Here is a 10,798-nt window from a genome sequence, read left to right on the forward strand (position 1 = left end):
TAGCATCGGGGAGCGCGAGAGGAAAACGACACTGATGCGTGCTTATTTCATCAAACGACTACTCATGATGGTGCCGCTGGCTGCGGTCATCTCGTTTCTGGCTTTTTCGTTGCTGAATCTGGTGCCTTCCGACCCGGCGGAGGTTGCGCTGCGTGTCAATGAGATAGTCCCGACCGATGACGCGATACGATTGGTGCGCCATGAGCTGGGGCTTGATAGGCCATTCCTCCAGCGTTATGTGTGGTGGCTCTGGCGGGCGCTGCACCTGGATTTCGGCACGTCATTTATCACCAGAAAGCCGGTCTGGTATGAGTTTATGCAAGCACTGCCTGCGACATTGCATCTGGCGTCGGTCACGCTGGCACTGATCGTGACGCTGTCGCTGACCTTCGGCATCATCTGCGCGATAACCGAGCATTCCGTGTGGGATAAGCTGGTGCGTAGTCTGGTGTTTTTAGCTGTGTCCATCCCCAATTACTGGCTTGGCCTGCTGCTGATGTGGGGGCTGGCGGTCAGACTGAACCTGTTCCCGGTTGGCGGCATGCAGGAAACACATGCCGTGATTCTTCCCGCCTGTACCCTGATGTTGGGGTATATCGGTACTTATATCCGCCTTATCAGAGGCAGTATGCTCGGCAATCTGCGGCAAAATTACGTGTTGTACGCCAGAGCCAGAGGGCTGCCTGAACCGCTGATTATCACTAAGCATGTGCTGGTGAATTCGCTGCATGCGTCGCTGGTGGCGATAGGCATGAGTATTCCCAAACTGATTGCCGGTACGGTGGTGATAGAAAATATTTTTGCCTGGCCCGGTGTCGGGCGGCTGTGTTTGTCCGCGATTTTTAACCGCGACTACCCAATGATTCAGGCCTACATGTTGCTGATGGCGCTGCTGTTTCTGGTGGGGAATTTTGCGACCGATGTGATGCAGGTCAGGCTTGACCCGCGCATGAAGGAGGCACGCGAATGAGGCGGCCGCGCATCAGGACGCGAATCAGGCAGGACAAGCTGGCGTTGTGCTGTAGCCTGCTGTTGCTGATGGTGTGTCTGGCAGGCGTGTTTGCCCCGATGATTGCGCCACACGACCCGACGCTGATATCGATAAAGGATAAATATCAGGGCGTCAGCCTGCTTTATCCGCTTGGTACGGATAACCTGGGGCGGTGCGTGTTCTCACGCCTGGTGTTTGGCGTGAGAACCACGGTGTTTTATAGCGTCGCCGCTATGGTACTGACCGTACTGACCGGGGGGATCATCGGGGTGATCGCCGGTTATTTCAAAGGTCGCATTGACGGCGGTGTGATGCGCCTGTGCGATGCCATGCTCGCCTTTCCCAGTGAGGTGATGATTTTTGCCATCGTCGGTATTCTTGGGCCGGGTATGCCCAATATCCTGTTGGCAGTGGTACTGGCGAAATGGGCCTGGTATGCGCGGATGATCCGCGGCATGACGCTCAGACACAGCAGCAAAAACTATATCAACTACGTTCGCGTTATCGCCGCTCCGCCAACGTACATCATGCGACGGCATTTGTTGCCCGCCGCCGCCGCTGACAGCGTTATTCTGGCGTCAGCGGATATTGGCAGCGTGATCCTGATGATTTCCGCGCTCTCTTTTCTGGGGTTAGGCGCTCAGCCACCGTTACCGGAATGGGGAAATATGCTGAGCGAAGCAAAAAATGTCATGTTGACTCACCCGACGCAGATGTTGCCTGCCGGTATCGCCATCGCCGTGGTGGTGGCGGCCTGCCATGTGGTCGGCGACTTCTTGCATGACGCACTGGAGCCCGCCGGTTACGTCAACCGGGAGATGTCGCCATCATGACACGGCCGGTACTGCTTGATATCAATCGGCTGTCGGTGGCCGACAAGCGTACCGGCTGCCTGTTGGTGCAGGATGTAACGCTGGCGCTCCACCACGGATGCTGTACGGCGATAGTGGGGGAGAGCGGTAGCGGGAAAACCCTGTTATGCAAGAGCCTGCTTGGCTTGTTGCCGCCTTGGTTGCAGTCCAGTGGTGAAACGATATTCAACGGTTGCGACATGCAACGTCTTTCACCCAAAGCATGGCTTTCGCTGCGTGGCCGACAGATTGCGCTCATCATGCAAGACGCCCCCAGCGCGTTTGACCCGTTGTACACCGTGGGCAACCATCTGGATGAAACGCTCAGGCAACATACGTCATTATCGCGAGCGCAGCGTCGCGCCCGCGCTCAGCATATGCTGGACAGTGTGGGGTTACGGGAGGTGGACAGTGTGCTGGCCGCTTACCCCCATCAGCTTTCCGGCGGCATGTTGCAACGGGTGATGATTGCCATCGCGCTGGCATTGCAACCTGCGTTAATCATTGCCGATGAGCCGACGGCATCACTCGACAGTATTACCCAATACGATATCGTTCAGCAGTTTATCGGGCTGCAAACACGCACGCAGAGTGCGATGTTGTTTGTTTCTCATGACCTGGCGCTGGTCAGAGCGCTGGCACAGTATGTGGTGGTGATGAAAGACGGTCGGGTGGTTGAACAGGGCGAGACCGAACGGGTCTTTACCTGCCCCGAGCAGGACTACACACGGACGTTGATTGAGACCCGCAGGCGGTTGAGTCAGGCGTTTCACCGGATTATGGGGACATAGCGTATGTTGCTGGAGGTCCGGCAGGTTGAAAAAAGTTATTGGCAAACGCACGGTCACTTTTTCCGTAAACGAGAGCGTAAAGTGATAAAACCGCTGTCGTTCTCGCTTGCGCCGGGCGAATGTCTCGGTATTGTCGGTGAAAGCGGCGGCGGGAAAAGTACGCTGGCGCGCCTGATTTGTGGGTTGGAGCAGCCGGATCGGGGACGTGTGTTGCTGGCGGGCGAACCGGTTTCCTCTGCCCAAAACAGGAAGCACCGTATCAGCGCGGTGTTTCAGGATTACACCTCGTCGATTAACCCGCTGATGACGGTGTATCAGGCATTATCCGAGCCGTTGCGGCTACAGGAAACCCTCCATCGTGCCGAACAGGATCACCGAATCACCGAATTGCTGGCATTAGCCGGGTTAGCACCGTCGTTACGCGAGCGCTATATCCATGAGCTGTCGGGCGGTCAGATCCAGCGCGTGTGCATTTGCCGCGCGGTGGCAACTCAGCCCCAGTTATTGGTGCTGGATGAGGCCATCAGCGCGCTGGATGTCTCTTCTCAGGTACAGATTCTGGATTTGCTCATCGCGTTGCAAAAACGCATTAATCTTGCCTGCCTGTTCATTACGCATGATATTCAGGCGGCGGCGTATCTGTGCCATCGCGTGATGTTTTTCCGTGAGGGGGAAATGGTTGAAAGCTGCGCGGTTAATGCATTGCCCAACGTCTCCCACCCTTATGCGCAACGCTTGTTGCAGTCGGTCATGACCTTTCGTTGACGCCTCATTTCCTCCTTTATTGTTGAGAAAATGTAACCAGACACGAATCGCTGTTGACATTTCACTGACCAGGCATTAATTTCTTATTCAATTAATGCCTGGTCAATTTTACGAAGTCATGAATAGTAACCACAACAGCGCGCTTTGCCAGATAGGTTTGCTTATCCACCTGTCGAATCAGTTTAAAGATCACCTGCTCAATGAGTATTTTGCTGACAGCGAAATCACTGCTCCACAGTTCAAGGTCTTGATCAGTATCTATAAAGGGGTGACCAGCCCGATAGAGGTGAGCAAAAACGTGATGATGGACGGTGGCGCGCTGAGCCGCATGATTGAGCGGATGGCGAAGCGGGAATTGCTTATCCGTCAGTCTCACCCCAGTGATAAACGGCAGGTGATTCTGGCGTTGACGGAAAAAGGGCGGGAAATCTGCCAGCAGTTTGAACAGGAAGGGATGCAGGTTTTGCCGGCGAAGATTACTGCTCGCCTGACGCCTGAGGAAACGGAACAACTGAAACGGCTGCTAACCAAGATGCTGCCGGATGATGTGGTGGCGCGCTACTTGCCTTACTGACGTCCTTCTCTTCGGTATGGGGCGGGGTGTCATCGGTAGGGGTGAGTGTATTTCTGGTAGTCAGTAAGGAGGATTTTGCAATGATGTTATCAACGATGCCATCGATGGTGAGATTTACCACTGAGCTGGTTGGCTGGATAGAAAACCATCTTGAAAGCCCACTGATGATTAATGACGTCACCGCGAAATCGGGTTACAGCAAATGGCATTTGCAGCGTTTGTTTAAGAAGGAAACCGGCGTTTCGCTGGGAACCTATATCCGCAATCGGCGCCTGAGCAAGGCGGCGGTTGAGTTAAAGCTCACCAGCCAAACCGTTCAGGATGTGGCGTTACGTTATTGCTTTGACTCCCAGCAGTCGTTTACCCGCACCTTCAAAAAGCGTTTTGGCATGTCGCCGGGTCATTACCGCAGAACCTCGTTCTGGGATTTCTCCAATCTGCAACCGTCATTAGGCGCGGGCACCGACTGGTTGCCGATCCCCGAACTGGTTAATTTACCGCTAAGGCCGGTGGAGACGTCTTCATTTGAACACTCGCAAAATATTGATGATTTTATCGCGGGGAATGACATTTCACACCGTGTCCGCTGGTGGGAGCAGGTAAGCCAGCAGCATGATGGCGACGATGTGGTCATTTATTCCTTTTCGACCGTGACCCCGGACGAAAATCGGGTTAATCGCCATGTGCGCGTGACATACCAGATGAGTACGTTAGACCGGCATGAACGCATTCTGGCTGATGACGTTGACAGTCAGGCGCAAACGTCAGACGGCCGTTATTTACGCTTCGCCTTTTCCGGTGACGAACAGGAGTATAAATCGTTTTTGAAAGCGATTTACCATCACATCCTACCCGGCCAGGACTATACCCATGTTAATGGTGGCGTGCTGGAGATCATTCGGTGCAGGAAAGATGAAAACGGCAAAATAGATACCGGGTATTTTGAAGTGGAATACTACGCGCCGTTTGACCGGAAATAAGCCTGACTTATCTGTCCGCTGGCGTATTGTCTCGGTTGTCGCAACGTGATGACGACGCTTTCTGTTTCAGTTTTATCGGATGGTGGCTTGCCGCAGTGCAGGTATACTGCATCGCAGTTTTCGATAACAAAGAAGAGCAAGCGTGTTATGACAGTAATCAAACGAGCAGTGAACATGGCGGGTATTGCCGCCCTGATGGCAGTTTCTGGTTATGTTCAGGCGGCCAGCTGGCAAGATTCGCTTTCCAGCGCGGCCAGCCAGTTAAGCCAGCATAATGCTTCGGATGGCAATGCCAGCGGGCTTGGCAGCCTGCTCAGCAGTGATGCGAGCTCGCTGAGTGCTGGCAGCATGCATAATGCGGCGGGTATTTTGCAATACTGCATAAAACAGAAACTGGTTGCGGCCACGAATACCGAAAATATCAAGAATCAGTTGATGAGCAAGCTGGGGCTGGCTTCTCAACCGGAACAGAAAAAACCGACAGATTATATGCAAGGATTGTCGGGTTTGTTAAAGACCGGTGAGGGAAAACAGATTGATCTGAATGCGATTGGCAACAGCCCACTCGCGGAAAAGGTCAAAACCAAGGCGTGCGATATCGTCTTAAAGCAAGGCGTGAAATTCATTTCCTGATGGATATTCCCGCCGTTGTGTGAGCGCTGTTGCTCCCCTAAATACAGTTGCAGGACAATGGCGGTACGGTCATTGTCCTGCAACTCGAATTATTTAGAGGATAACGGGAGCCTGGCGATTAATGCCCGTATTTAAAATTAAAGCCTAATGCGTCGCCGGTGGTATCGTATTCACGGAAGTTGTAGATCAGCGGCTTCCATTTTGATGAATCGATAACATCATTCTGACCCAGGAGGTGGTTTTCCACCCACACGCTCAGAATATCGAGCTCTGCGAGTATAAAACGGCCTTTATCCGTTGTGCTTACGGTTTTACATTCCGCCTGAATCGGACATTCAACCACGCGTGGTGGTGCGACGCGGGTGGCTTTTTCCGTATGAAGTCCGGTCTGGGCAAATTTATCATGACAGACCTGAACGCCCCATTTTATTTGGCTTTCGGAAAGTGTTTCTCCTCCCGTCAGCTTGCCGAGTGCTTCCACTTTGTCCCACAGATTATAATCAGGAATATTGATGACGACGTCAGAACCTGACAGCAAGTTACTGTGAGTTTTACTCCCTTTGCTAATGCCTATAATAATTTTATCCCCCAGTGAAATGGATGACGATACTGGGGAAATATTGGTGCTCCCATTGCTGGTATCTATTGTGGTGACGAGAAATACCGGGAATCCATAATAAAACGAATTTAATTTTACGTTCTTCTTCATCGTAGCGATGCCTATTGCTAACGGAACTCTAGCGCCAATTTCTACTCTTCCTGTTTCCATTTCACAATAACTACAATTGAGTATTTATGGGGTAGATCCATTGGGGAGAAAGGCCTATTGATATCAGGCTATTAAATGAGGCTTGTTAATTTCAAGTGATTGTTTTTTATCGATGAATATCATAGTGTTTTTATTCTATCTATTTGATATTTATTGTTTTTATTTTATTTTTTTCAATCGAATGTAAAAATTAATCCACAAAAACAAAAAGAGGTATATGATATGCACCATATGGTTTTATCTTCCCATCATTTCAATCTTATCGGGGAAAGAGAGGCTGAACTATGCAACGAATCGTCATACCCGCTCATTATATTCACACGCGAACCACACCATTTTGGACAAAAGAAACTGCCCCCGCGTCTATTTGGCAACGTCATCTGGATGCCGGAACCCGGCAGGGCGTTTACCCACGGTTATGCGTGATGCAGGGGACTATCCGCTATTACGGTTATGCGGACGAAACCAGTCCGGATCCTGTTGATACGCTGACGATTGAGGCCGGGCAGTTTGGTGTCTTCCCGCCAGAAACGTGGCACCGTATAGAAGCGTTATCCGATGACACGTTATTTAACGTCGATTTTTATGTTGATCCTAAAATTTTAATCGAAGGGTAAGGGAGCTATCGTGGATATCGAGAATAAAGGTTATTCCTTAGCGTTATCAGGCCGTGAACACCATCAAAGAGAAGAACGGGTGTTTCTTAAACCGATGGCGTTGTATGTGCCGGATGTGGCCGCGCAGGCGGTGACGGATTTGATCAGTGCGCTGTCAGGAAAAACGGGTGATGACAGCGAAGTGGTACTGAGCGTGACCAACAACAATAATGGTGTGTCAGTTGATAAAGATTTCGCGACCCTGGCGGCGCTAAAAGACCCGGCAGTGGCGGCGGATGCTGTCAAAGAATTGATTAACATCGTAAGAGGCTACGAATCCGACGAGGAGACGAACGTGTGCGGCTGGTAGAACCTTCGTGACACTTGTTAATAAGTACGGTTCACGCAGTTATTCTCTGATTTAGCCTGGCACCAGTATTGAGAAAAGATCGAAAGTTCTATGGCTTGCTCTTTTTTGGAAATATCGGCCTGCAGTGCTATAGCTTCACCATAGCTATTTGGATAGATAACAGCTATGGCGTGATGGCGCACCGCATAGCTGTTACTAGTTTTAACCACCATAATGATGAAAAGGTGAGTGCTTAGAGATAAACACCTTGTGCATCATCAATGCGTTGAGAAGATTCTTGCTGTTCGGTAACCACTCTGGCGAGTTCACGGATACTGGGTGCGTTAAACACGTTTTTTACTTTTAAAGAGACATGTAGTTCATCCCGTAGAGAGGCCAGAACTCTGGTGATAAGTAGTGAGTGTCCTCCTAATGCAAAAAAGTCACTATCGATGTCAATTGCGTCTACCACCAGAACTCGGCTCCATATATCGTGAATCGTATTTTCAGTAGCGTTTGCCGGGAGATGAAGAATAGGATTTGTGAAATGATCTAAATAGCTGCGCCAAATAGTAGATCACTTTGAGGGAACTCAGCCCGGATTGTGCGATCTGATCAATCGCCAAACCAACCAGAATCACCAACCGGACTGAGCGATGCCGATCATAGCACCAATACCCCGTGACGAAAGACGCCTGATGCAGAAAACCATTCATAAAACCCGGGACAAGGATTATTCACGCAGACTGACCGCCATGTTGATGTTGCACGCAGGGAGCCGTGTCAGTGACGTTGCCAGAACACGTTGCTGTACCCGTTCATCTGTGGGCCGCTGGATTAACTGGTTCACTTTATATGGTGCGCAAGGGCTGCTATCACTGCGTCCGGGCCGCGAACGTCGGTGGCCGTTTGAGCACATCTGCGCGTTGCTGGTACAGCTTGTCCGTCGTTCTCCCGGTGATTTTGGTTATCAGCGCTCTCGCTGGAGCACAGAATTTCTGGCAATAAAAATCAATGAGATAACAGGATGCAAACTTCATCCCGGAACAATCCGTCGCTGGTTACCTTCTGCGGGTCTGGTATGGCGCAGAGCGGCTCCAACCCTACACATACGCGACCCGAAAAAAGATGAAAAAATGGCAGTAATCCACAACGCGCTGGATAAATGTAGCGCTGCACATCCCGTGTTTTACGAAGATGAGGTGGATATTCATCTCAATCCCAAAATCGGCGCTGACTGGCAGGAGCGTGGTCGGCAAAAGCGCGTCCCCACGCCGGGTCAGAATGAGAAATACTACCTTGCGGGCGCACTGCACAGTGGTACAGGAAAAGTTAGCTATGTAGGTGGCAGCAGTAAGGCTTCATCTTTATTCATCAGATTGTTAAAGCATCTTAAAAGAACCTACAGGCGAGCAAAAACGATTACGCTTATTGTGGATAACTACATTATTCACAAAAGTCATCAAACGCAGTGCTGGCTGGAGGCCAACCCGAAGTTTAAGGTGATTTATCAGCCGGTTTACTCGCCGTGGGTAAATCATGTGGAGCGATTATGGCAGGCGCTTCATGACACGATAACCCGTAATCATCAGTGCCGTTCAATGTGGCAGTTGTTGGAAAAAGTGCGTCATTTTATGGCCTCGGCCAGTCCATTTCCCGGCAATAAACATGGGCTGGCTAAAGTGTAGCGATGTTAGGCGCAGCTATTTAGCGCTGAAGGCATTCCATTTATCCTAATACGCTCGGGATCAGCTTAAATGCTTATTGGTTTAATATCCCTGCCAACAGCAATTACTGATTGTTGTCTCCGTTGAAAATCTCGCCATCCGTCGCATAAAAGTCATCCAACGCTTAAGAGAGCCGCAAGCGAAAAAATATTTATTTTTTTTCAAATTGATTGACAAAATAAGGAAGCCGCACAGTGGTTGGAGTTCAGCGCTCTTGTAACATTTATTCCCTATGTTATCCACAAAAGGAGAGCGTTTTGCTTACTTGCAATACGCCGCTTTTGTCACTATCTTGGCCTAGCTAGATGAAGGATACGCAAGATATAGTGCATCTTTCTCCAAGGCGCAAAAAGCCGGACTCACAAATTGTGAATCCGACTGATGAAGCAATGACCACCATGAGTCTGCAAACTCATAACGATTGTTAGCCCCACCTTCATTTCTGACGACTTGATTGTGCCCGGCTTGGTTGGTCATGTAAACAGTCAGTTTAAATAAAGCGGAGAAATTTACTTATGACAGTTTGTAAACAGACTCACCGATACGACAATCTTTTCGTTAGTTTACCTTATGACCAAGGTGGTGAAGGACGCCATAAGTGTTGTGGGTGTGCTTATGATCAGGGTTATCGCTCTGGTTTAGCTCGCACAGGACAGGTTTGGGTTGATTTGGCAGCACTTCCTGATAGCCAGGCGGGGACGGTTCGTCATAAAAGCCCTCAGGCCGCTTTTGCAGAAGGTTATCGTGATGGTATTCGTGATTCGTACAAGCAAGCGCTCTAACCTGTAACATAGTGAGGGGGGGGTATCCTCCCCCCCTCTACTATGTTTAACCCAAGCACGTATTTATACTCCGTAGCATTTTTTGAAAATAGGAACCATTTACCACTTAATATGTTCAACAATTATACTATTCCTTCACGGCTAATTTTTTATAACGCCAGAATATAATGCATGACCGAAGGGTAAAGAAACCGACGACACCGCCGGACGATAAAGCTAATAACAGGATCAGCGGAATGCTGAGAGCATGGTCGGCCGCCATCGCCTGGCGATAACCGATGTAATAGCGAAAAGGGAAGTAGAGCAAAAAAATGATAAAAACCGACCAGGTTCCGGGCACGGTAATGGTACCGGCTTTACGACCAGGGCGATAAGTTTGAGGTGAGAATATCCGCCTTGCCGCCAGGCCACCGACAACACAACCGACAAGCCACATCAAGCCAGTAATAATAACATCACCTTGCTGCAATAAAGAAATAATCGAGAAAATCATAAAGCAGCCGGGAATAATGAGCAGAAATTTAATACTCACCTCTTTTTTAAAGCAAAAACTTATACAATAAAGCGCGGAGAATACTAAAAGTATAATTACCCATGCTGGCATGTCCGTTACAATTCCTAACATAATAACTCCATTTAAAATGTTTTGGTTTTAAAAAGTAATAAATGTTTGTCCATAAAAATGGTGACAGCGTTTATGGTATCCGATGTTCTCTGGATAAATGAAATTATATTTTATTGCCCATCTATAGAATGAGTGTGGTTAATATATTAGCTTGATAACCATTTTCATTTAAAGCAATTATTGCATTCCCAGTTTCATTGCATTTTATTGCACTTTTATTGCATTGAATTGATGACATGATTTGAATGGTATTCATTTCGTTTGAAATTATTTTCCATCTTGTTAAGATATTTAACACAACGTTTTCAATATAATGCTTTATTTTGGTGATTTATTTTTTCATCTATTTCATTCTGTTTATATCT

The 10,798-nt window shown here is 49.1% G+C and carries 14 protein-coding genes; 11 read left to right on the top strand and 3 right to left on the bottom strand.

Going from position 1 to position 10,798, the window contains the following annotated elements; translation table 11 throughout:
- Positions 1–34: 34 nt before the first annotated feature.
- The 7 genes from opp1B (at position 35) to DZE2538_RS06590 (ending at position 5,585) form a co-directional block, all read left to right on the top strand.
- Positions 35–970, top strand: a complete 936-nt coding sequence (gene opp1B / locus DZE2538_RS06560) for a nickel/cobalt ABC transporter permease (RefSeq protein WP_038915898.1) — start codon at positions 35–37, stop codon at positions 968–970.
- A complete protein-coding gene (opp1C, locus tag DZE2538_RS06565) occupies positions 967–1,824 on the top strand; it encodes a nickel/cobalt ABC transporter permease (protein ID WP_038915899.1) in 858 nt (285 codons plus the stop codon). Before opp1B ends, opp1C begins: the two co-directional genes overlap by 4 nt.
- Positions 1,821–2,633, top strand: coding sequence for an ATP-binding cassette domain-containing protein (locus tag DZE2538_RS06570; RefSeq protein WP_038915900.1), 813 nt, complete (start codon positions 1,821–1,823; stop codon positions 2,631–2,633). Before opp1C ends, DZE2538_RS06570 begins: the two co-directional genes overlap by 4 nt.
- Before the next feature lie 3 nt (positions 2,634–2,636).
- Positions 2,637–3,398 carry an ABC transporter ATP-binding protein gene (locus DZE2538_RS06575; RefSeq protein ID WP_080638959.1) on the top strand — a complete coding sequence of 254 codons (762 nt, stop codon included), beginning with the start codon at positions 2,637–2,639 and terminating at the stop codon, positions 3,396–3,398.
- A 118-nt stretch (positions 3,399–3,516) separates the two neighbouring features.
- A complete protein-coding gene (locus DZE2538_RS06580) occupies positions 3,517–3,972 on the top strand; it encodes a MarR family transcriptional regulator (protein ID WP_152486128.1) in 456 nt (151 codons plus the stop codon).
- An 80-nt stretch (positions 3,973–4,052) separates the two neighbouring features.
- Positions 4,053–4,952 carry a helix-turn-helix domain-containing protein gene (locus DZE2538_RS06585; protein WP_019844732.1) on the top strand — a complete coding sequence of 300 codons (900 nt, stop codon included), beginning with the start codon at positions 4,053–4,055 and terminating at the stop codon, positions 4,950–4,952.
- A 147-nt stretch (positions 4,953–5,099) separates the two neighbouring features.
- Entirely contained in the window at positions 5,100–5,585 is a 486-nt protein-coding gene (locus DZE2538_RS06590; RefSeq protein ID WP_012884069.1) for a YjjA family protein, read from the top strand.
- 118 nt (positions 5,586–5,703) lie between these two features.
- Here the strand turns inward: DZE2538_RS06590 and DZE2538_RS06595 are convergent, their stop codons facing one another.
- Positions 5,704–6,294, bottom strand: coding sequence for a flavin reductase family protein (locus tag DZE2538_RS06595; RefSeq protein ID WP_038915903.1), 591 nt, complete (start codon positions 6,292–6,294; stop codon positions 5,704–5,706).
- A 344-nt stretch (positions 6,295–6,638) separates the two neighbouring features.
- Here DZE2538_RS06595 and DZE2538_RS06600 point away from each other — a divergent pair, with 344 nt between their 5' ends.
- Both DZE2538_RS06600 and DZE2538_RS06605 read left to right on the top strand, forming a co-directional pair.
- Positions 6,639–6,971 carry a DUF1971 domain-containing protein gene (locus DZE2538_RS06600; protein WP_019844735.1) on the top strand — a complete coding sequence of 111 codons (333 nt, stop codon included), beginning with the start codon at positions 6,639–6,641 and terminating at the stop codon, positions 6,969–6,971.
- Positions 6,972–6,981: 10 nt separating this feature from the next.
- Positions 6,982–7,320 (top strand): DUF1869 domain-containing protein, encoded by a 339-nt coding sequence (locus tag DZE2538_RS06605; protein WP_038913566.1) that lies wholly within the window; start codon positions 6,982–6,984, stop codon positions 7,318–7,320.
- A gap of 232 nt (positions 7,321–7,552) precedes the next feature.
- Here the strand turns inward: DZE2538_RS06605 and DZE2538_RS20225 are convergent, their stop codons facing one another.
- Complete coding sequence (locus DZE2538_RS20225) at positions 7,553–7,870, bottom strand: phosphopantetheine-binding protein (protein ID WP_080638960.1); 318 nt, start codon at positions 7,868–7,870, stop codon at positions 7,553–7,555.
- A gap of 85 nt (positions 7,871–7,955) precedes the next feature.
- Here DZE2538_RS20225 and DZE2538_RS06615 point away from each other — a divergent pair, with 85 nt between their 5' ends.
- Positions 7,956–8,987, top strand: a complete 1,032-nt coding sequence (locus DZE2538_RS06615) for an IS630 family transposase (protein WP_038915905.1) — start codon at positions 7,956–7,958, stop codon at positions 8,985–8,987.
- Between the two features lie 554 nt (positions 8,988–9,541).
- On the top strand, positions 9,542–9,808 hold the full coding sequence (locus DZE2538_RS20235; RefSeq protein WP_071603258.1) for a hypothetical protein: 267 nt from the start codon (positions 9,542–9,544) through the stop codon (positions 9,806–9,808).
- A 127-nt stretch (positions 9,809–9,935) separates the two neighbouring features.
- On the opposite strand, the gene DZE2538_RS06620 is transcribed toward DZE2538_RS20235, so the two are convergent.
- Entirely contained in the window at positions 9,936–10,433 is a 498-nt protein-coding gene (locus tag DZE2538_RS06620; RefSeq protein ID WP_038915906.1) for a hypothetical protein, read from the bottom strand.
- Between the last annotated feature and the right edge of the window lie 365 nt (positions 10,434–10,798).

The sequence above is a fragment of the Dickeya zeae NCPPB 2538 genome (assembly GCF_000406165.1).
In the GTDB taxonomy this organism is placed as follows: domain Bacteria; phylum Pseudomonadota; class Gammaproteobacteria; order Enterobacterales; family Enterobacteriaceae; genus Dickeya; species Dickeya zeae.